This window comes from Rhizobium acaciae (assembly GCF_025941625.1).
In the GTDB taxonomy this organism is placed as follows: Bacteria; Pseudomonadota; Alphaproteobacteria; order Rhizobiales; family Rhizobiaceae; genus Rhizobium; species Rhizobium acaciae.
Window position 1 is genome coordinate 238,731 of record NZ_JAPCZO010000001.1, and the last position, 20,746, is coordinate 259,476.

The window sequence follows — 20,746 nt, forward strand, 5'->3', positions numbered from 1 at the left end:
CATGACCAGGGAACTTGGCGTCGGCATCATCGGATGCGGCAACATCTCCACCACTTACTTCTCACTGGCACCGCTCTTCAAGGGGCTGAAGGTGCTGGCCTGCGCCGATATCAACGCGCAGGCGGCCGAGGCGCGCGCCAAGGAATATGGCGTCAAAGCGCAGACGATCGACGAGCTTCTCGTCAATGACGAGATCGACGTTGTCGTCAACCTGACGATCCCGGATGCGCATTTCCGGGTATCGAAGGCGATCCTCGAGGCCGGAAAACACGTCTATTCCGAAAAGCCGCTGGTGCTTTCGCTCGAAGAGGGCGAGGAGCTTCGCCGCATCGCCAAGCAGAAGAACCTTGCCGTCGGCTGCGCGCCCGACACTTTCCTCGGCGGCGCCCATCAGCTCGCCCGCAAGTTCATCGACGACGGCGGCATCGGCCGGGTGACCTCGGGCGCCTGCTACGTGATGAGCCCCGGCATGGAGATGTGGCATCCAAACCCGGATTTCTTCTTCCTGCCGGGCGGCGGCCCGATCCTCGATCTCGGCCCCTATTACATCGCCAACCTGATCAACCTGATCGGCCCGGTCAAACGTGTCGGCGGCATGACCTCGATGGCGTCGCCGACCCGCACCATCACCAGCCAGCCGCGCAACGGTGAGATCATCCCGGTCAAGACGCCGACGACGATCCAGGCGCTGCTCGAATTCGTCAACGGCGCCACGGTGACGCTGACGGCTAGCTGGGATGTGTGGTCGCACCGCCATGCCAACATGGAGCTCTACGGCACCGACGGTTCGCTCTACGTGCCGGATCCGAACTTCTTCGGCGGCACCGTCGAGGCAAGCGGCCGCGACAAGGACATCAAGCCGCTCGATGCGTGGGAGCATCCATTCGGCAAGATCAACCAGGAAAGCCCGAACGGATCGCGCGCCAATTACCGCACCGCCGGGCTTGCCGACATGGCGATGTCGCTGATCGAGGGCCGCGATGCGCGCTGCTCGCTCGACCGCACGCTGCACGGTGTCGACGTCATGACCTCGATCCTGAAATCGGGCGAAGAGGGCCGTTTCATCGACCTGACCACGACCTGCACGCAACCGGCCGCGCTTGGCATCGAAGAAGCGCAAGCGCTTTTGAAGTAGAGAGAACGCGCGCCTTGTCCTGCGGCTGTCCGGTTCGCGCCGGTGGCTGCCCCTCACCCTAACCCTCTCCCCGTAAAAACGGGGAGAGGGGACGTGCCAAATGCAGCGTCGAGGTTGAGGTTGAGGAAGGCGGTGCGGCATGTCCCTTCGCCCCGTTTACGGGGAGAAGGTGGCGGCAGCCGGATGAGGGGCAGGTGTCGGCAATCTCTTGGGCCGATGATGTCGCATGACGACCATATAGCTATTTTATCAAGGAGACATTCAGATGAGCTGGCAACCGGCCGCAGACCGTTATTCGAAAATGAAATATAACCGCACGGGCCGTTCCGGCCTGAAGCTGCCAGCCGTCTCGCTCGGCCTTTGGCACAATTTCGGCGGCGACACGCCGCATGACCGCAAAATCGATATGTGCCGCACGGCCTTCGATCTCGGCATCACCCATTTCGACCTCGCCAACAATTACGGCCCGCCTCCCGGCAGCGCCGAGACCGCCTTTGGCGAAATCATGCGCACCGAATTCGTCGGGCTTCGCGACGAGCTGATCATCTCCTCCAAGGCCGGCTACGACATGTGGCCTGGCCCTTACGGCGAATGGGGCAGCCGCAAGTATCTGATCGCCTCCTGCGACCAGAGCCTGAAGCGCATGGGCCTCGATTATGTCGACATCTTCTATTCACACCGCTTCGACCCGGAAACACCGCTGGAAGAGACCTGCGGCGCGCTCGACCATATCGTCCGTTCCGGCCGGGCGCTCTATGTCGGTATTTCCTCTTATAATTCGGAGCGCTCGCGTGAAGCAGCCGCGATCCTCAAGGAGCTCGGCACACCGTGCCTGATCCACCAGCCGAGCTATTCGATGCTCAACCGCTGGGTCGAGGACGACAGGCTGCTCGATACGCTCGACGAGGTCGGCATGGGCTCGATCGTCTTTTCGCCGCTTGCCCAGGGCATGCTGACGACGAAATATCTCGGCGGCATTCCCGAAGACAGCCGCGCGGCGCAGAATCATTTCCTGAAGCGTGACTACATCCGCCCCTCGATCATCGATAATATCCGCAAGCTCAACGAGATCGCCGAAAGGCGCGGCCAGACGCTGGCGCAGATGGCGATCGCCTGGGTGCTGCGTGGCGGGCGCGTGACTTCGGCGCTGATCGGCGCCAGTCGCTCGTCACAGATCGTCGATTGTGTCAAGGCGCTCGACAATCTCGAATTCAGCATCGAGGAGCTTGCCGAGATCGACGTCTACGCCCGTGAAGCCGACATCAACCTTTGGGCCAAGTCCGCCGAACGCGCATAATCACATCAGGCACGGGGCAAGCCTCCGGGCCTTCTTCTGCCATAATCTGATGTACGTGCAGCAAACAGCATCGCCGCTCGGAGGAGACCGCTTCCATGATCCGCAACCCCATCCTACCCGGGTTCAACCCCGATCCGTCGATCTGCCGCGTCGGCGCGGATTATTACATCGCTACCTCGACCTTCGAATGGTATCCGGGTGTGCAGATCCACCATTCGCGCGACCTGGTGAACTGGACGCTGGTGCGCCGGCCGCTGGAGCGCAGATCGCAGCTCGACATGCGCGGCAACCCCGATAGCTGCGGCATCTGGGCGCCGTGCCTGTCCTATGCCGACGGGCAGTTCTGGCTGGTCTATACCGACGTCAAGCGCTACGACGGCAATTTCAAGGACGCGCCGAACTACATCGTCACGGCACCCACGATCGAGGCCGAATGGTCCGAGCCGGCCTATGTCAATTCCTCCGGCTTCGACCCTTCGCTCTTCCACGACGATGACGGCCGCAAGTGGTTCGTCAACATGCAGTGGAACCACCGGACCGAAAGCTACGGCGGCTCGCCGAAATCGCCGGCCTTCGACGGCATCCTGCTGCAGGAATGGGATCCGGTGACAAAGGCGCTGAAGGGGCCGATCAAGAACATTTTCGCCGGCAGCCCGCTCGGCCTCGTCGAGGGCCCGCATCTCTTCAAGCGCAACGGCTGGTATTACCTCACCACCGCCGAGGGCGGCACCGGCTACGACCATGCCGTCACCATGGCGCGGTCGCGTAATATCGACGGGCCCTATGAGATGCATCCGAACATGCATCTCATCACCTCCAAGGATCATCCGGGCGCGGTACTGCAGCGGGCAGGGCATGGCCAATATGTCGAAACGCCCGAGGGCGAGGCCTATCACACCCATCTCTGCGGCCGGCCGCTGCCGCCAAAGCGGCGCTGCACGCTGGGCCGCGAGACCGCCCTACAAAAGTGCGTCTGGCGCGACGACGACTGGCTCTATCTCGAAAACGGCACCACCGTGCCCGATGGCGATGTGCCCGGCCTCTCCGGCGCGGTGCCCGTGGAAAAGCCGATGCGCAGCGAATACAGCTTCGATGGCGGCACGCTGCCCGCCGATTTCCAATGGTTGCGCACGCCAGAGCCCGCGCGCATATTCAACCTGACGGATCGTCCCGGCCATCTGCGCCTGATTGCGCGCGAAAGCATCGGCTCCTGGTTCGAACAGTCGCTGGTTGCCCGCCGCCAGGAGCATCACAGTTTCCGTGCCGAGACCGTGGTCGAATTCTCGCCCGACAGCTACCAGCAGGTGGCGGGGCTGACGCATTACTACAACCGCCACAAATTCCACGCCGTCGCCGTAACGTTGCACGAGACACTCGGTCGCTGCGTGACGATCCTCTCCTGCAACGGCGACTACCCGAACGGACGCCTGAGCTTTCCCGCCGAAAGCGGCGTGGCGATTGCCGCCGAAGGTCGCGTCCAGCTCGCCATGGAAATCCGCGAGAACGACCTGCAATTCTTCTGGCAGACCGAGGGCAAGGGCGCCTGGCAGTCGATCGGCCCGGTCCTTGACGCCGGTGTGATCTCAGACGAGGGCGGACGCGGCGAACACGGCTCCTTCACCGGCGCTTTCGCCGGGGTGTTTGCATTCGATACGTCAGGCCGGGCGAAGTCCGCGGATTTCGACTGGTTCAATTACGACGAGCTGTGAGGGATACCCTTGATCCCTTTCATCCGCAGCGAGCCACGGAAAGAGCGAGGTGCGGAAGGAACGAAAAAAGAAAGCCGGCACAGGGCCGGCTAAGACGAACGCGGCTGAACAGGGGATACTGGCCGGTTCCAAGCACTTCGTGACTGAACAATAACTTTCACTACATGCCGAGGCAGCAAAAATGGGGCGCAACGAGAACACCCGGAGACGGCTCCGCAAAGGGGTGGGCGGCGGGGCGGATGCCGGTGCTGACCTCGGCTCTCTTATCGGGCACGAAGATCACCGGATGATGACATATGAAGTCGGTCGCTGCCTTTCTTTCGCCGGCCAACCGCTTCGGCGGGCCAACTGTGTTGGCAGCATGCGAATGCAGTGTTCATGCGCTTAAGGATGTTAAAGCGTTACAAAGGGACTATATAGCGGGCCGAAGTAACTTCCGAGAATCCGCAAGAGTCCCGCATGGCCCCCATCATTTCCGTTCAGAACCTCACCAAGACCTACGCTAATGGGTTCGAGGCCCTGAAGGGCATCAATCTCGACGTCGAAAAGGGTGAGATCCTGGCGCTGCTCGGGCCGAACGGCGCGGGCAAGACGACGCTGATCTCGATCATCTGCGGCATCGCCAATCCGAGCGGCGGCCGGGTGCTGGTCGCCGGCCACGACGTCGTGAAGGATTTCCGCGCCACCCGCGGGATGATCGGACTGGTGCCGCAGGAGCTGACCACCGATCAGTTCGAGACGGTGTTCAATACAGTCAGCTTTTCGCGCGGGCTGCACGGCAAGAAAGCCAATCCTGCCCATATCGAGAAGGTGCTGCGCGCGCTCTCGCTCTGGGACAAGAAGGACAATATGCTGCGCCAGCTCTCCGGCGGCATGAAGCGACGGGTGCTGATCGCCAAGGCACTCTCCCATGAGCCGGATATCCTTTTCCTCGACGAGCCGACCGCCGGCGTCGATGTGACGCTGCGCAAGGACATGTGGCATGTCGTCGAAGAGCTTCGAGCCTCCGGCGTTACCATCATCCTGACCACCCATTATATTGAGGAGGCCGAGGAAATCGCCGACCGCGTCGGCGTCATCAATGGCGGCGAGTTGCTGCTCGTCGAGGACAAGGCAGCGCTGATGGCCAAGCTCGGCCGCAAGCAGCTCATCCTCGATCTCACCGAACCCCTGAGCCGCCTGCCGGATTGTTTTGCCGGCAACGGGCTGACGCTGGAGGCAGACGGCAACCGCCTGACCTACGATTTCGACACTGACGATGAGCAGGAAAGCATTGCGGCTCTGCTGACCCGGCTCGGCGAGAACAATATCCATTTCAAGGATCTCTCGACGCGGCAAAGCTCGCTCGAGGACATCTTCGTGGCGCTGGTGGGAGCGAGCAAATGAACGTCGAGGCCGTCAAATCGATCTATTTCTTCGAGATGGCGCGCACGCGCCGCACGCTGCTGCAGAGCGTCATCTCGCCCGTCATCTCGACCTCGCTCTATTTCATCGTCTTCGGTGCCGCTGTGGGATCACGCATTCAGGAGGTGGAGGGCGTGTCCTACGGCGCCTTTATCACGCCCGGCTTGATCATGCTGACGTTGCTTGGCCAGTGCATCAGCAACGGTTCCTTCGGCATCTATTTCCCGAAATTCACCGGCACGATCTACGAGGTGCTTTCGGCGCCGGTGGCGATGACTGAGATCCTGCTCGGTTATGTCGGGGCTGCGGCGACCAAGGGCATGATCATCGGCTTCATCATCCTCCTGACTGCCAATCTCTTCGTCGACGTCAGGATCGAGCATCCCTTCATGATGGTCCTATTTTTCTTGTTGACGGCGATCACCTTCAGCCTGTTCGGCTTCATGATCGGCATCTGGGCCGGTAATTTCGAGCAGTTGAACCTCATTCCCATGCTGGTGGTGCCGCCGCTGACTTTTCTCGGCGGCAGCTTCTATTCCGTCAGCATGCTGCCGCCGTTCTGGCAGGCGGTCAGCCACCTCAACCCGGTGCTCTATCTCGTCAGCGGCTTCCGCTGGAGTTTTTACGGGATCGCCGACGTTAACCCGGCGATCAGCCTGGCGATGATCACGGTGTTCCTGGTGATCTGCCTGGGAACACTTGCCTGGATCTTCAAGACCGGCTATCGGCTCCGAAACTGACCATTCACCCGAACACGTGTCATCGGAAAACCCGATGACACCATCGGTTTCTTCCGTTTTTCTTCCGCTCCGGTCCGAGGCATCTGCTGCATCAGCCGAGAAGGAGATGGCAGATGACAGATATCAGGATCGAAGGCGCGAAGATCATTATTGTTGGCGGCAGTTCCGGAATGGGGCTGGCGCTGGCGAGGCGTTTGCTCGGGGAAGGGGCGGGGGTAACGATCGCAGGACGCAGCGAAGATAAGCTTACGGCGGCCCGCCGCAATCTCGGTGACCATCCTGGATTGGCGACGGTTGCCGTCGATATATCGCGCGAGGAAGAGGTCGCGGCGCTGTTTTGCAATAGCGGGCCAGTCGATCACATCGTCAGCACGGCGGCCGATATCGAAGGCGCCTATCAGCTGCTGCCTAAGATCGAGCTTACGGCGGCGCAAAGGGTGGTCGAAAGCAAAATCTACGGGCCGCTGCTGCTGGCAAAATATGGTGCCGCCCATTTGCCGCCGTCAGGATCGATCACCTATACGTCAGGTGTCGCGGCCTACCGACCGGCGGCGCGTGGATCGGTGGTCGCAGCCGTCAATGCGGCGCTCGAAGGCCTGGTCAGGGCGCTTGCTGTCGAACTGGCGCCGATACGGATCAACGCGGTGTCGCCCGGATGGGTGGACACGCCGATCTGGGGCCTCGTCGCCGGCGACGCCAAGCAGGCAACGCTTGATGCGATGGCACAGCGCCTGCCGGCCGGACGCGTTGGACGGCCCGATGATATTGCCGATGCGATCCGCTTCCTGATCGGCAACGGCTTCACGACAGGCACTATCCTGCATGTCGAAGGCGGGCATCGGCTGGTCTGAGCGGCGAGAGCTCTTCGCTTGCCGATTGCAGCAGAAGGGTAAGCGCTGGCGGCTGCACGCGCCTGCGCCGCCACATCATCACCAGCGAGGCTGCTGGTGGTTTGCCCGGCCATGGCAGTTCGACGACGTTGCCCCGCGTTGCGGCCGGGCTGACGGCAAGGCGGGGGACGAGGCCAAAGCCGGCGCCGGATGCAACGAGCCGGACGATCGTCGCGATGCTGTCTGCTTCCGTGACGATTGAAGGCGCTGTAATGCGCGCTTCGTCAAAGGCAGTATCGAACAGGTGACGGTAGACGCAGCCGGTTTCGGTGGCGACGAAGGGCGCGGTACTCAGTTCTGCGAGGCTTGCGGGTGGCCGGGCTTGAAAATCGCGCCCGGCAATCAGCACCAGCGGTTCGCTGCAGATGCGGCGCGTCAAGAAGCGCTCATCCTGCTGCCCGCGATCGAAGGTGAGGGCGATATCGATCGAGCCTTGCTGCAATTGTGCCGGCAACTCGCCGCTGCTGTGGATCCTGATCTTGAAGTTGACGTCTGGGTTCTTCTTGCGAAAGAGTGATAGCCAGGGCGCCAGCCGCTCGGCGGCGATGGTTTCGAGCGTCCCCAAGGTGATGGACTGTTCGGCGTTGCCGGCTGCAGCACTGACAGCGGCCTTCGCCTCCTCGTTCAGTACCAGTATCTGTTCGGCATAGGCCTTGAGGACCGCGCCTGCCGCTGTCGGGACGACGCCCTGCCGGGAGCGGAGGAAGAGTTCTGCGCCCAGTTCCTCTTCCAGCGCCTGTATCTGGTCGCTGAGGGTTGACTGAGCGAGATTGACCTCGGCAGCGGCGCGCGTGAGATTTTCGTGCCGGATCACCGCAAGGAATGTCTTCAATTGTCGTGGGTTCATGTCGGGCTCCGGTACGGCGCGCAGAGGCGCCTGGACGCAGGATATCAACAAAGCAGAAGGCGCTGCAACGCAGGAGCATGTGGCGGCGCACCAGTTCCCGTCAAGCGCTGCTGACGAGAAGGGCGCCCGCGATGATGAGGAGGGTGCCGGCGACGAGCTTCATTACGTCGAGCTCGGAGGCTTCGCCGAGAAAGACGGCGCCGATTGCCAGGGTCACCAGCACGTTGCAGCTCCAGATTGGGGCGAGTTTCGAGACCGGGACACCATAAGTGAAAAGCGCAAAGCTGATGAGGCCGGTGCCGACAGCAAAGCAGGCGCCTGATGTGGCGGCAAAGCCGAGACCTTCGGCAGTCCAGGGGGCGGGGCGCCAGATCAAGGCGGCGATCAGGCCGGCGAGCGCGCAGGCAGCGCCGAAGGCGATCAGGTAGACGGCGGAGCCGGTGGCAGCCGTGGCGCTCTGCTTCTGGAAGATGGCGGTGATGCCCCAGAACAGGGCGGGCAGAACGCCGCCGATGACGATCGGCCAGAGTGAATTCATCGCGAAACTCCTGTTGCACCCATGGATCAAGGCCTCGCCGCGGGCGAAGGCCGGCCGAACATGCGGTGCCACCAGACTAGGAGTTTCTTTTTGCTCTTTGTGGTCTTGTTGTTGCTCTTGAAGGTGACAGATCCGACCGCTGCCGTAAAGGCGCCCGCAGCGGCAGCGGATCAGGAGCGCTGCGAGGCTTAATCGCGCATGCGGAGTTCGTCGGTCTGCATCTGCAGCGAGCCCAGCGTTTCCAGGAAGCTCATGCCGAGCAGGCTCTGGTCGAGCCGGCCGTCCTCGGCGACGCTGGCTGCGACATTGTTGCGGATGATCGGGCCGATCGCTACCTGGTCGAGCGTGACGGGTGCTGCGCGGCCGCGGCCGTTGGCTGTCATGATAGTCATGGAATAGGTGAGGCGGGAGAGATCGATGCCGATCCGTTCGGCATCTTCGCGCGACAGCGCCACCATGCTGGCGCCGGTATCGACAAGCATCTCGACCGTCTGGCCATTGACCGCGACATCAGCTTCGAAATGGCCGTTCAGCAGCTTGTGCAGGATGATCTCCTGGCCGCCCTCACTTGTGGTGACGACGACGGCGCGGCCCGGAACGAGGCCGGCGAGTAGCCTGTTGCCGACGCCGAGCGCTTCCTGACGATAGAGATAGACGGTCACGAGCGCCAGAATGATGACGAGCCAGATCATCATCTGGCGCATCGTTTCGCCGACACTGCGCCGGCTCGCCCAGATGCCGGCCGACAGCATCAGCGCGATCGGCAGCAGATAAACGACGCGGCCGAATTCATCGCTCTGCAGACCAAGGACGCGGCCGCTGTCATTGTTGACGATCAGCACGGCAAGGCCGATGCCGATCACGACGAGGAAGACGGTCAAACGGATCATAAAGGCCGCTCCGGCCCACCGGCGAGGCTCGTTTTCATATGGTTCGACGGCGTGGCGGCGCCTGCGAGCCTTGCCGGCAGCAGCGCCATGATCCGTCTTCGCTCGGTGTCGGAATAGCTCGTCCAGCTGCCGATTTCCTGAAGTGTCCGGCCGCAGCCGACGCAAAATCCGGTGATGGGCTCCAGGGAGCAGAGGTGAATGCAGGGTGTTTGCATGAAGGATATATCGGAGTTTCAAAGAGCCGTGGCAAGGGCGCAAAGAGTGGCGATCTCGCAAATTTGCTGCGTCGCGCCCAGCGTATCGCCGGTGTGGCCGGCAAGCTTGCGGCGGATGAAAGCGGTGAAGGCAAACCCTGCGATGCCGGTGGCGAGCAGGCTTGCGACCAGCGGCCGCAGGCCGAAGGCAGGCCAGATCAAAAGCGCTGCGACGAGGCCGGCTGAGGCGAGCGCAAACTGCATCGCCGCCTCGTCCGGCTGGCCGGTCGAGGCGGCCACGCCATCGGCCTTTGCCGGTGCCAACCGCTGCCAGTGCCAGGCGATGGCGCCGCGGCTGAGAGCCGCGACGGCGGGAATGGCGAGGGCTGCCGTGAGCGGCGAGGAATGGCGGGCGATCACAGCAAGCGCGGCGGCGCGGATCGCGAAGGAGAGGATCAGCGCTATCGCGCCATAGGTGCCGATCCGGCTGTCTTTCATGATGAGGAGGCTCTGTTCGCGGCTTTTGCCGCCGCCGATGCCGTCGGCCGTATCGGCCAGACCGTCCTCGTGCAGTGCGCCGGTGACGAGGACCTGGATGGAAAGCGCGATCAAGGCTGCCATCAGCGGGTCCGCACGCAGCCCCAAAAGCAGGAGGAGGGCGAGTGCGGGGATGAAGCCGATGACGATGCCGGCAAAGGGAAAGGCGCGCACCAGCCGGCCGAGCCTGCCGTCATAGCCTTTGAACAGCGATTGCGGCATGGGAATGCGGCTGAGGAAGGCGACGGCGCGGGCGGTATCGACCGCATAGTCCTTGATCTTCATTCTGCTTCGTTCTGCCGGAGGTCTCGGCTTATGGTCGCGGCGGCGCTTTTGGAGTTGTTCGCCTCGTCCGCCCGCTTTAAGAGAGTTGCCACCCGCAAAGAAGCTGATTTGCGGGAAAAAAACAAGAATACCCGGATTCATAGGAAAACCGCACAGATGAGCGTTTCAGGCCTGCCGTTCGATGATTTCCGTACCCTGCTCCGTGACCTGCCGGGGCCGGATGCCCGCGCGCTGGTGGCGGCGCGCGAACGTGACGCGCAGCTGACCAAGCCGCCGGGCGCGCTCGGACGACTCGAGGAAATCGCCTTCTGGCTTGCTGCCTGGACCGGCCGCACGCCTGCCGTCAACCGGCCGCTGGTGGCGATCTTTGCCGGCAATCACGGCGTCACCAGGCAAGGCATCACGCCCTTTCCGCCAACGGTGACGCAACAGATGGTCGAGAATTTTGCAGCCGGCGGTGCTGCAATCAACCAGATCTGTGTCGCCTATGATCTCGGGCTGAAAGTCTTCGATCTGGCGCTCGATTATCCCACCGGCGACATCACCGAAGAGGCAGCGCTTTCCGAGCGCGATTGCGCCGCGACCATGGCCTTCGGCATGGAGGCGATCGCCGGCGGCACCGACCTGCTTTGCATCGGCGAGATGGGCATCGGCAATACGACGATTGCGGCGGCGATCAACTATGCGCTCTACGGCGGTTCGGCGCGCGACTGGGTGGGGCCGGGCACCGGTTCGGAAGGCGAGATGCTGGAGCGCAAGATCGCGGCGGTGGAAAAGGCGGTGGCACTGCATGGCGACCATCTCGACGATCCGCTCGAGATCATGCGCCGGCTTGGCGGCCGCGAAATCGCGGCGATGGCTGGCGCCATCCTTGCCGCCCGCATGGAACGCATCCCGGTGCTGATCGACGGTTATGTGGCGACCGCAGCGGCGGCGATCCTGAAAGCCGCCAATCCGTCAGCACTCGATCATTGCCTGATCGGCCATGTATCCGGCGAGCCTGGACATCTTCGCTCGATCGAGATGCTCGGCAAGACGCCGCTTTTGGCGCTCGGCATGCGGCTTGGCGAAGGCACCGGTGCGGCGCTTGCCGCCGGCATCGTCAAGGCGGCCGCCGCCTGTCATTCCGGCATGGCGACCTTCGCCCAGGCAGGTGTGTCGAATAAGCATTAAGGCCGCGGTCGGCGCCGCCGACCGCACGCCTTCGCTTGCGCGCCTCAAGTGAATTCGGTATTTGCGTATTCGCTCATTGATGGAGGAAACGGCAAAGCCTCTCCCGGTCTGTGATGCAACGGAAAGAGGAGAGGCATCTTGACGAAGTCTGCGGTGACGAAAGAGACCGGACTTCGGCATTTCATCGCCGCCGCCAGCTATTCCTGGGCGGGCTTCCTGCGGGTGCTGAAAGAGGCGGCCTTCCGCCAGGAACTCGGCTTCTTCGTCGTTTCGATCGCGGCGCTGGCGCTGGTGGGCGCTACTGCGGGCGAGATCGTCGTCGCAGTGCTTCTGTTTCTCGGGCTCTTTTCGATGGAGGCGATGAATACCGCCGTCGAAGAGGTGATCGACCGGATTTCGCCGGAGATTTCGATCGTCGGCAAACACGCCAAGGATCTCGGCTCCTTCGCGGTGACCTGCATGATCACCGCCTGCTGCCTCTATCTCGGCTTCATCTTCGGCAAGCATCTGTTTTTTAGTTGAATCAGGCAAAACTCTTGCGTTTGCGCGCGACGGCCTGAGCCTCCTCGACGGCCGGCAGGCTCTGGAGCACGCGCTTGGCAGGCAGGATGGCGATGACCTCGGTGCCCTCGCGCAGCTTCGATTTCAGCAGGAACTGTCCGTCATGCTTGGCAAGGATCGCCTGGACGATGGGCAGGCCGAGGCCGGTGCCCTGTTCGGCGCTCTTGATGGCGATTGAGCCTTGGCCGAAGGCCGACAGGACGACGGGAATCTCTTCTTCCGGAATGCCGGGGCCGTTGTCCTTGATCGAGATGTACTGGCCGCCGCCAGCTGTCCAGCCGACCTTGACGTGGATTTCGCCGCCCTGCGGCGTGAACTTGACGGCATTGGAGAGAAGATTGAGCACCACCTGGCGCATCGACTTTTCGTCGGCCCAGATGGCCGGCAGCTGCCGCTCGAACTGGTCCGAAATGGCAATGTTCTTGGCGCGGGCGCGCAGCTGGACCATGCCGATGCAATCTTCGGTGATATCGAGAAGCGAGATCGCCTCTTCGCTCAGCTCGTATTTGCCGGCCTCGATGCGCGACAGGTCGAGGATCTCGTTGATGAGATCGAGCAGATGCTGGCCGGAGCGGTGGATATCGCCGGCATATTCCTTGTAGGTCGGATTGGCGAGCGGCCCCATGACTTCGGCCGACATCACCTCGGAAAAGCCGAGGATGGCGTTGAGCGGGGTTCTGAGCTCGTGCGACATGGAGGCAAGGAAGCGCGACTTGGCGAGGTTTGCCTCTTCGGCGCGGCGGCGAGCCTCGTCCGACATCGATTTCGCCACTTCCAGCTCGGCGATCAGGTCGTCCTTCTCCGATTGGTAGGAAAGGATCCTGAGGTTCGACTTGAAGAGCCGGTCGCTGATATAATTGAAGAAGACGAGGGTGGTAGTGAAGAGCCCCGTCAGGCTGATTTCGAGGATGTCGCGCGACAGGCCGCTCTTGGCGGCAAGCGCCAGGACCGCCGGCGAGAAGGCGGCGAGCACGGCGGGCGTCAGCATGAAGTTCGACATCGCCGTGACGGAGAGCGCGATCAGCAGCGTGGCGCCCTTATAAAGAATGAAGCTCGACGGCTCGCAGGTGTCGCAGCCCTGCAATGCGAAGACGGCCCAGCAGCAGCCAATCAGGAACTGGCCGGAGAGCAGCAGGCGGCGCCATTTGCGGGCGCTCTCGGAGGTGATCTCCTGCCGGCGCGCGCGCCTTGCAAGCAGGATATTGCCGGCGTGACAGGTGAGTGTCAGCAGCGCCCAGAAGATCAATTGCGTATCTTCAGTGAAATAGACGCCAAGAGCGGTGATGATGACGACGAAGAGCGGCATGATCGTCGCTCCCTGCAGCACCGACGCCACATACATGTCGAGCACGTCACGATCGAAGGAGGAATTGGACGCATGACCGGACTGAAGACGTTCACGCGTCTGCCGCACGGCCTTGGAAACGGCCTTGTTGCGGTGGCTGCGCGACCTGTCGACGATGATCTTGTCGGTCGATGTGCTTACGCCGGTACTCATGTGCACGTTGAAACTTCATCCCAGGGTGGATAAGAGCTTAACCGGCAATTCTTAAGAAGATGTTTGCCATCTTTGCCAAGGATTTGTTTTTTAAGGAGGCAAAAGCGTGACACGAGGCCTGCGCCTGATTCGCGACGGCGTGATTGCTTTTGCCCTGCTGGCGCTCGTAGCGCTGATCGCCGCCAAACTCAACGATGCAGCAAAAATCGAGCATGCGGGCGCCTTCCATGCTGCCGACGGCGACAGCCTGGTGTTGGGAGACGAACGTTTGCGCCTCGAAGGCATCGATGCGCCGGAACTCAACCAGAGTTGCGAGCGGGCGGGGAAAGCCTGGGCCTGCGGGCGCGCGGCGCGCGGGGCGCTGCAGGACATGGTGCTGGTATCGGGAACGCTTTGTCAGGGCAGCCGGCGCGACCGCTACGACAGGCTGCTCGTCGTCTGCCGGAGCGGGGCAGGCGGCGACATCAATGCCGCCATGGTGCGCCGGGGCATGGCGATTTCCTATGGCGATTATGGCAAGGAGGAGGCCGAGGCGAAGGCTGAGAAGGCCGGTCTCTGGGCCGGGACTTTCGAGCGGCCGCGCGATGTGCGCGATCATGCGCGCCAGAGTTCCGGCTTCGATGGCGCTCTGCGCTTCATCGGGCAGATCGTCGGATGGGAGTAAAGCCATGAGCGACGAAGCCATGCTGGAGACGCTGCGGCGTGAGATCGCCTGCTGTCGGATCTGTCGTGACACGCCGGCGAAAGGCCTCGAACAGCGGCTGCCGCACGAGCCGCGGCCGGTGGCTGTGATCTCGTCGATTGCGCGCATCCTGATCGCAGGGCAGGCGCCCGGGCTTCGGGTGCATGAGAGCGGGCTGCCGTTCGACGATGCATCGGGCGACCGGCTGCGATCATGGCTCGGCGTTGACAGGGCAAGCTTCTACGACCGCGACCGATTCGCCATCGTGCCGATGGGCTTCTGCTTTCCTGGCTACGACGACAAGGGCGCGGATCTGCCGCCGCGGCGCGAATGCGCGCCATTCTGGCGGCAAAGAGTGATCTCGGCCATGCCGCAGATCGAACTGGTGCTGGTCATCGGCCAATATGCGCAGGCCTGGCATTTGGCCGGCGAAAGGCAGGACAATATGACCGAGACGGTGCGAGCGTGGCGCGACAGTCTTCTGTCCGACCGATCGCCGGCGGTGCTGCCGCTGCCGCATCCGAGCTGGCGCAATAGCGGCTGGCTGAAGCGCAATCCCTGGTTCGCGAAAGAATTGCTCCCGGTCTTGCAGGAATGGACGAAAATGCTGCTTTCCTGAAACAAAATTCTTTTCGTTGCGCGGAATCGAGTTATACAAAGAAAATAATTCGAAAGGACTGTTGTGCGCATGGATCGCCTCGACCGAAAAATACTGCGTCTTCTGCAAGAAGATTCGACGCTTGCCGTTGCCGATCTCGCCAAGAAAGTGGGTCTCTCGACGACGCCATGCTGGCGGCGCATCCAGAAGATGGAAGAAGACGGCGTCATCAAGCGCCGAGTCGCCATCCTCGATCCGGAGAAGGTCAACACCAAGGTCACTGTCTTCGTTTCGATTCGCACTGCCACCCATTCGATCGAATGGCTGCGCCGCTTTTCCGAGGTGGTCGCCGAATTCCCCGAAGTGGTCGAATTCTACCGGATGAGCGGCGATGTCGACTATCTCCTGCGAGTCGTCGTGCCCGATATCGCCGCCTATGACGCTTTTTATAAGCGGATGATCGCCAAGATCGAGATTCGCGACGTTTCCTCCGCCTTTGCGATGGAGCAGATCAAGTATTCGACGCAACTGCCGCTCGACTACATGATTCTCGACAATGCCAAGTCCAACGAGGATTGAGGCCAAGCGTGCGGCCATGACCGCACGCGATCATGCAAAATCCAACGAGGACTGGGACCAGACGTGAGTCTAACGGTGTGACACTCTGGCCGCACGCGGGAATGCCGGTTCGGCAAGATCGAGTTCTGGCATGTGCGGTCGGTGATTGCAAAAAAGCCTCAAAAATAGCGAAAAAACGCTCAAATCGCCCCTAATTCCTGGAAAAATGAATAGCCTGGTAAGGATTCCGGGGGTATGGTCGATGAAACCAGTGGGCGATATGTCATAATTTTGTCTCATTGGTATCGAATTCAGGACACCATGTTCTAAACCGCCACCTTGTTTGTGCTTGTTAGCCGGCGGTAGAGTTTATGCGCTTCACCAGTATGTTCGACGGGGGGTCGGACGGTGAAGAATTTGACAATGGGGTGTAGCGTTTGCGGCTTGCGATGGAGGATTTCCGTCGCGGAGCCGCTTTGCGTGTTTTCTTTATAAATATTTGAAATTGTTGTATAAAAATCACGTTGCCGGGGAAAGTAGCCGGTGAGAACCCATCTGGCGTGCATCGACAATTGCTTGATAGAGCCTTGTATGTGATGACGGTTTGGCGGTTCGATCGATCCGCACGCCGAGATGGCTGTTCAAACTGGGCCGGCTTCAAATCGACTACCCGATCTGAAGCCTGCCCCGATCGACAAAGGAATGGATTGGTAAATGAACATCAGAATGGTTTTGCTTGCATCAGCAGCAGCATTTGCTGCATCGACGCCGGTTCTTGCAGCTGACGCTATCGTTGCTGCCGAGCCGGAACCGGTTGAATATGTTCGCGTCTGCGACGCTTACGGCACCGGCTACTTCTACATCCCGGGCACCGAAACCTGCCTCAAGATCGAAGGCTACATCCGTTTCCAGGTCAACGTTGGCGACCAGCCAGGTGGTGACAACGATTCTGATTGGGATGCAGTAACTCGCGGTCAGGTTCAGTTCACGGCCAAGAGCGACACCGAGTATGGTCCGCTGACCGGCGTCATCGTCATGCAGTTCAATGCTGACAATGCCACCGATCAGGATGCCATCCTCGACTCCGCTTACCTCGACGTCGCGGGCTTCCGCGCCGGTCTGTTCTACAGCTGGTGGGACGATGGTCTCTCTGGCGAAACCGACGACATCGGTTCGGTCGTAACGCTGCACAACTCGATCCGCTATCAGTATGAAAGCGGCACCTTCTACGCCGGCCTCAGCGTCGACGAACTGGAAGATGGCGTTTACAAGGCTGGCGAAGAAGCTAACAACGTTGGCGTTGCCTTCGGCGTTGGCGGCACTGCCGGTGTGTTCAGCTACCAGATCACCGGTGGCTATGACGTCGACAACGAAGACGGCGCTATCCGTGCAATGGGTACCGTTGACATCGGTCCCGGTACGCTCGGCCTCGCCGGCGTATACTCCACTGGCCCGAACTCGTACTACTCCTCGGCTGAATGGGCTGTTGCTGCCGAATACGCTATCAAGGCAACCGACAAGCTCAAGATCACCCCGGCCGTTCAGTACTACGGCAACTACTTCGGCGGCGGCACTGTCGTTCCTGATGATTTCGACGGTCTCGGCGATGCTTGGAAGGTCGGTCTGACGGTTGATTACCAGATCGTCGACAACTTCTACGCCAAGGCTTCGGTTCAGTACCTCGATCCGGATGATGGTGACGACTCCACTTCGGGCTACTTCCGCCTGCAGCGTTCGTTCTAATCCACTTGGTGGATGCTCCCGGTCTTCGGACCGGGAGCACTACAATCAGTTTCTGATCCGAGTGACCTCCGATCAGCTACGGGGACGGGTCCGGTCTTCCCTGCCGGACCGTCCTTGCAGCGTTTCCGGCGTACCGTCTCAAGGCAGTCAATCACGATGCCTTCAGGTGAGCTGAACCGGTGCGGTGTGTATTACACTCAGCATCCCGCCAGCCTCGTTCTAGAGGCACCCTGTTTTTCCATTTTTCCAACGAGCTGGATCCACCGATAGAATTGTCGTGCGGACGGCTGTTTGTCCATTCTCCCCTTCGGCATCTGTTTGTTTTGTCGCAACAGGTCGCGAAAAGAAAATCCAATGCCGACAATGTGATCACAGCTTTTTGGGAGAGAGGATACAACCCTTGCTGGGGGCCGGCATTCATTCCTACTCGCGGATAGCTTGTTCTTATGGACGATCTCAACGACTACTATTATTTCGCCGCCGTCGTCTCCAGCGGCGGTTTCGCTTCGGCAAGTCGCGATCTCAAAATACCACGTTCGAAACTCAGCAGGCGGGTCAGCCGGCTTGAGGAAGGGCTTGGTGCGAGGCTCATAGAACGCTCGACCCGTCACTTCCGGGTGACTGAAATCGGCCAGGCTTTCTACGAAAGATGCCAGACCATCCTGCAGGAGGCCGATCGTGCCAAATCGATCGTCAGCGAGGCTCAATCCGACCCGCAAGGTGTGGTGCGGATGGGCTGCCCGCTCGGTCTCGTCGACATCTCGGTCGGGGGGATCCTGCCCGAATTCCTGGAACGTTATCCGAAGATCAAGCTGCAGATCATTGGCTCCGACCGGCGCGCCGATCTCATCAACGAACGGATCGACCTCGAGGTGAGGGCGACCAACGAGCCGGAGACGCAGACGAGCCTGACGATGCGCAAGCTCGACCGTATCCGGCGTATCCTGGTCGCAAGTCCGTCGCTTGTCGAGCGTACCGGCAGTTTGAATTGCGTGGACGAACTCGCCGAGCTGCCGACGCTGGCAATGACGTCATGGGTGTCGTTCCACACTTGGGAACTGGTCGGTCCGAATGACGCCAAGCAGGTGATTCGGCATCAGCCACGGCTCACCTGCCGCAGTATGACCGCCATCCTCGACGCAGCCCGTGCCGGCCTCGGCTTCGGGCTTCTGCTCGAAAGTGCCTGCGAGGCCGATCTCCAGGCCGGCAAGCTGGTGCGGGTGCTGCCGGACTGGCAGTCCGAGGAGAGCCAGTTCTACATCGTCTTCACGACGGCCAAGGGCATGCCGCCGGCGGTGCGGGTCCTGATCGATTTCCTGGTCGAAAAGTCCAGGCAGCATTGATTTAGTTATTCGAGCCGGCATCCCGCCTTATCTCAACCGTGCCAAGAGCTTTTCGCCGGCCAGTTCCCTAGCGGCATCCTTGCCGATCCAGCGGGCGGTTTTATCAGGGCTTTTCGCCAGGGACTGTGCGAGTGCCAGTGCCGGCGCATGGCAGGCGAGATTGCGCTTGCCGATGTTGCGCAGCGCCCAATTCACCGCCTTGCGCACGAAGTTTCGAGGGTCGCCGGAATGAGTCTCGATCAGCGGCAGCCAAGCGAGAATGGTCGCGTCGGGTTCCTTCTTCAAGTGAATCGCAGCACCGGCAATCATGGCGAAGGCTGTGCGCCTGATAAATTCACGCTCGTCGGCGGCGAAGTCTGAGATGAGTTCGTCCAGCCCGGCCTCGACGAAGAGATCGGCGGCGCAATCGACGATCTCCCAGGAGTTGAAATCATCGGCCCAATTTTGGGCCTCCTCCGTCGTCAACCGCTTCGGCTCGGCTGTGTAGAGGGCGAGCAGGCGGGCTTCGCGGATATCGCTTCGCCAGAGCTGCATTGCCCTGAGGTGATCCTTCTTCGCCACTCTGGCGACCGCCTTGATATCGGGATTGGAGATACCGAGGGCGCGATCGGTTACGATGCCGAAGCGCGCCATGCTGGCAACATTCTCCTCCGAGCGCAGCGTTTCGAGATGCGCGATCAATTCGGCCGCATCGGACGAGGGGCCGATCATTTCTCCAGGCGGGCGAGCAGCGAGGATGTGTCCCAGCGATTGCCGCCCATCGCCTGCACGTCGCCATAGAACTGGTCGACGACGGCGGTGACCGGCAGCTTGGCGCCGTTGCGGCGGGCTTCGGTGAGCACGATGCCGAGATCCTTGCGCATCCAGTCGACCGCGAAGCCGAAGTCGTATTTGCCCGCGTTCATGGTCTTGTGGCGGTTTTCCATCTGCCAGGAGCCGGCTGCACCCTTCGAGATCACCTCGACGACTTTTTCAATATCGAGGCCGGCGCGCTTGCCGAAATGCAGCGCTTCGGCAAGTCCCTGGACGAGGCCGGCGATGCAGATCTGGTTGACCATCTTGGTCAACTGGCCCGAGCCTGCCGGTCCCATCAAACCAACCATGCGGGCATAGGCGTCGATGACAGGTCTGGCGCGTTCGAAGACGGCTTCGTCGCCGCCGCACATGACGGTCAGGACGCCGTTTTCAGCGCCGGCCTGGCCGCCGGAGACGGGAGCGTCGATGAAATCGACACCTTTTTCCTTTGCCGCGGCGTAAAGTTCGCGGGCGACTTCAGCGCTAGCTGTGGTGTTGTCGATCAGCACCGAACCGGGCTTCATGCCGTGCAGGGCGCCGTTTTCGCCCAATGTCACCGAGCGGAGATCTTCGTCATTGCCGACGCAGACGAAGACGAAATCGGCCCCAGTGGCGGCCTCGGCCGGGGTGGGGGCGGCGTGGCCTGAAAATTTCTCGGCCCAGGCGGCGGCTTTTGCCGGCGTGCGGTTATAGACGGTGACATCGTGGCCGCCTTTCGTCTTCAAATGCCCCGCCATAGGGAAACCCATGACGCCGAGACCGATGAACGCGACTTTTGCCATATGTCCTATCCTTTTCCTCAAGTGCAGGCCCGAGGATTAACCGAAACAGCGGGAGCAGAAAAGCCCCGTGAAGACGGACTTCCTTTCCGATTGACGCATATGAGGCTGGCTACGGTTCGGCCGAGCCCTAGATTGGAGGGAGGGCATTATGTTCCCGGGGGTGACATGAGCGAAATTCCGACGATCAAGCCGCGGCGCAAAGGCCGCAGCGGAATGCAGGCGATGCTCATTCCATCGCAGCAGATGGTCGCAGAGCAGATTCGATCGGCGCCAGAAGGTGTCCTCACCGAGGTTGGGGTCCTCCGCCGCCGTCTCGCCGCCCAATATGGGGCGGATGCCTGTTGTCCGGTGACCGTGCAGCGGCATTTGCGGGTGATCGCCGAGCTGTCTTTTGGGGCGCTGGAGAAGGGCGAGCCGGTTTCGACGGTCACGCCTTATTGGCGCATAGTCGATCCCGCCAGTCTGCTTGCGAAACGTCTCGCCGGCGGCCCCACCTTCATCCGTGAGCGTCTGACTGCCGAAGGTCGGGCGTGAGGTGGGATAATCG

22 protein-coding genes are annotated in these 20,746 nt (G+C 61.4%); 14 read left to right on the top strand and 8 right to left on the bottom strand.

Features of this window, described 5'->3' with window-relative positions:
* The first annotated feature begins 1 nt into the window (after position 1).
* The 6 genes from OLZ32_RS01245 (at position 2) to OLZ32_RS01270 (ending at position 7,136) form a co-directional block, all read left to right on the top strand.
* Complete coding sequence (locus OLZ32_RS01245; RefSeq protein ID WP_264395341.1) at positions 2–1,135, top strand: Gfo/Idh/MocA family protein; 1,134 nt, start codon at positions 2–4, stop codon at positions 1,133–1,135.
* 265 nt (positions 1,136–1,400) lie between these two features.
* Positions 1,401–2,432, top strand: coding sequence for an L-glyceraldehyde 3-phosphate reductase (gene mgrA / locus OLZ32_RS01250; RefSeq protein WP_264395342.1), 1,032 nt, complete (start codon positions 1,401–1,403; stop codon positions 2,430–2,432).
* Positions 2,433–2,527: 95 nt separating this feature from the next.
* Positions 2,528–4,141 carry a glycoside hydrolase family 43 protein gene (locus OLZ32_RS01255; RefSeq protein ID WP_264395343.1) on the top strand — a complete coding sequence of 538 codons (1,614 nt, stop codon included), beginning with the start codon at positions 2,528–2,530 and terminating at the stop codon, positions 4,139–4,141.
* 459 nt (positions 4,142–4,600) lie between these two features.
* Positions 4,601–5,527 carry an ABC transporter ATP-binding protein gene (locus OLZ32_RS01260; protein WP_264395344.1) on the top strand — a complete coding sequence of 309 codons (927 nt, stop codon included), beginning with the start codon at positions 4,601–4,603 and terminating at the stop codon, positions 5,525–5,527.
* The gene (locus tag OLZ32_RS01265; protein ID WP_264395345.1) at positions 5,524–6,285 is read left to right on the top strand and encodes an ABC transporter permease; all 762 of its coding nucleotides are present in this window, start codon (positions 5,524–5,526) and stop codon (positions 6,283–6,285) included. The genes OLZ32_RS01260 and OLZ32_RS01265 overlap by 4 nt, the downstream gene beginning before the upstream one ends.
* Positions 6,286–6,398: 113 nt before the next feature.
* Positions 6,399–7,136, top strand: a complete 738-nt coding sequence (locus OLZ32_RS01270; RefSeq protein WP_264395346.1) for an SDR family oxidoreductase — start codon at positions 6,399–6,401, stop codon at positions 7,134–7,136.
* Here OLZ32_RS01270 and OLZ32_RS01275 read toward each other — a convergent pair.
* The 5 genes from OLZ32_RS01275 to OLZ32_RS01295 all read right to left on the bottom strand — a co-directional run bounded on the left by OLZ32_RS01275 (position 7,099) and on the right by OLZ32_RS01295 (position 10,466).
* Entirely contained in the window at positions 7,099–8,022 is a 924-nt protein-coding gene (locus OLZ32_RS01275) for a LysR family transcriptional regulator (protein WP_264419513.1), read from the bottom strand. The two genes, OLZ32_RS01270 and OLZ32_RS01275, sit on opposite strands and share 38 nt — an antisense overlap.
* A gap of 100 nt (positions 8,023–8,122) precedes the next feature.
* The gene (locus OLZ32_RS01280; RefSeq protein WP_017988577.1) at positions 8,123–8,560 is read right to left on the bottom strand and encodes an EamA family transporter; all 438 of its coding nucleotides are present in this window, start codon (positions 8,558–8,560) and stop codon (positions 8,123–8,125) included.
* Positions 8,561–8,748: 188 nt separating this feature from the next.
* The gene (locus OLZ32_RS01285) at positions 8,749–9,450 is read right to left on the bottom strand and encodes a TIGR02281 family clan AA aspartic protease (protein WP_264395347.1); all 702 of its coding nucleotides are present in this window, start codon (positions 9,448–9,450) and stop codon (positions 8,749–8,751) included.
* Entirely contained in the window at positions 9,447–9,665 is a 219-nt protein-coding gene (locus tag OLZ32_RS01290) for a DUF1289 domain-containing protein (RefSeq protein ID WP_264395348.1), read from the bottom strand. The genes OLZ32_RS01285 and OLZ32_RS01290 overlap by 4 nt, the downstream gene beginning before the upstream one ends.
* Positions 9,666–9,683: 18 nt before the next feature.
* The gene (locus tag OLZ32_RS01295; protein WP_017988573.1) at positions 9,684–10,466 is read right to left on the bottom strand and encodes an adenosylcobinamide-GDP ribazoletransferase; all 783 of its coding nucleotides are present in this window, start codon (positions 10,464–10,466) and stop codon (positions 9,684–9,686) included.
* Between the two features lie 156 nt (positions 10,467–10,622).
* On the opposite strand from OLZ32_RS01295, the gene cobT reads away from it, so the two are divergent.
* Both cobT and OLZ32_RS01305 read left to right on the top strand, forming a co-directional pair.
* Positions 10,623–11,639 (top strand): nicotinate-nucleotide--dimethylbenzimidazole phosphoribosyltransferase, encoded by a 1,017-nt coding sequence (cobT, locus tag OLZ32_RS01300; RefSeq protein ID WP_020050292.1) that lies wholly within the window; start codon positions 10,623–10,625, stop codon positions 11,637–11,639.
* Between the two features lie 138 nt (positions 11,640–11,777).
* A complete protein-coding gene (locus OLZ32_RS01305) occupies positions 11,778–12,161 on the top strand; it encodes a diacylglycerol kinase (RefSeq protein WP_264395349.1) in 384 nt (127 codons plus the stop codon).
* A gap of 1 nt (position 12,162) precedes the next feature.
* Here OLZ32_RS01305 and OLZ32_RS01310 read toward each other — a convergent pair whose 3' ends face one another.
* Positions 12,163–13,698, bottom strand: coding sequence for a sensor histidine kinase (locus OLZ32_RS01310; RefSeq protein WP_264395760.1), 1,536 nt, complete (start codon positions 13,696–13,698; stop codon positions 12,163–12,165).
* A gap of 106 nt (positions 13,699–13,804) precedes the next feature.
* Between OLZ32_RS01310 and OLZ32_RS01315 the strand changes: the two genes are divergently transcribed.
* The 5 genes from OLZ32_RS01315 to OLZ32_RS01335 all read left to right on the top strand — a co-directional run bounded on the left by OLZ32_RS01315 (position 13,805) and on the right by OLZ32_RS01335 (position 18,622).
* Entirely contained in the window at positions 13,805–14,362 is a 558-nt protein-coding gene (locus tag OLZ32_RS01315) for a thermonuclease family protein (protein ID WP_264395350.1), read from the top strand.
* A 4-nt stretch (positions 14,363–14,366) separates the two neighbouring features.
* A complete protein-coding gene (locus OLZ32_RS01320; protein ID WP_264395351.1) occupies positions 14,367–14,999 on the top strand; it encodes a uracil-DNA glycosylase family protein in 633 nt (210 codons plus the stop codon).
* Between the two features lie 69 nt (positions 15,000–15,068).
* Positions 15,069–15,557 carry an Lrp/AsnC family transcriptional regulator gene (locus OLZ32_RS01325; protein WP_003540387.1) on the top strand — a complete coding sequence of 163 codons (489 nt, stop codon included), beginning with the start codon at positions 15,069–15,071 and terminating at the stop codon, positions 15,555–15,557.
* Between the two features lie 693 nt (positions 15,558–16,250).
* Positions 16,251–17,279: a porin gene (locus OLZ32_RS01330; protein ID WP_003540385.1), complete on the top strand. Its 1,029-nt coding sequence runs from the start codon at positions 16,251–16,253 to the stop codon at positions 17,277–17,279.
* A 446-nt stretch (positions 17,280–17,725) separates the two neighbouring features.
* Positions 17,726–18,622 (top strand): LysR substrate-binding domain-containing protein, encoded by an 897-nt coding sequence (locus OLZ32_RS01335; protein WP_264395352.1) that lies wholly within the window; start codon positions 17,726–17,728, stop codon positions 18,620–18,622.
* 27 nt (positions 18,623–18,649) lie between these two features.
* Here OLZ32_RS01335 and OLZ32_RS01340 read toward each other — a convergent pair whose 3' ends face one another.
* Positions 18,650–19,333, bottom strand: a complete 684-nt coding sequence (locus OLZ32_RS01340) for a DNA alkylation repair protein (RefSeq protein ID WP_264395353.1) — start codon at positions 19,331–19,333, stop codon at positions 18,650–18,652.
* Positions 19,330–20,199, bottom strand: a complete 870-nt coding sequence (locus tag OLZ32_RS01345) for an NAD(P)-dependent oxidoreductase (protein WP_264395354.1) — start codon at positions 20,197–20,199, stop codon at positions 19,330–19,332. Before OLZ32_RS01345 ends, OLZ32_RS01340 begins: the two co-directional genes overlap by 4 nt.
* A gap of 165 nt (positions 20,200–20,364) precedes the next feature.
* Between OLZ32_RS01345 and OLZ32_RS01350 the strand changes: the two genes are divergently transcribed.
* Entirely contained in the window at positions 20,365–20,733 is a 369-nt protein-coding gene (locus OLZ32_RS01350) for a hypothetical protein (protein WP_017988563.1), read from the top strand.
* Positions 20,734–20,746: the final 13 nt, after the last annotated feature.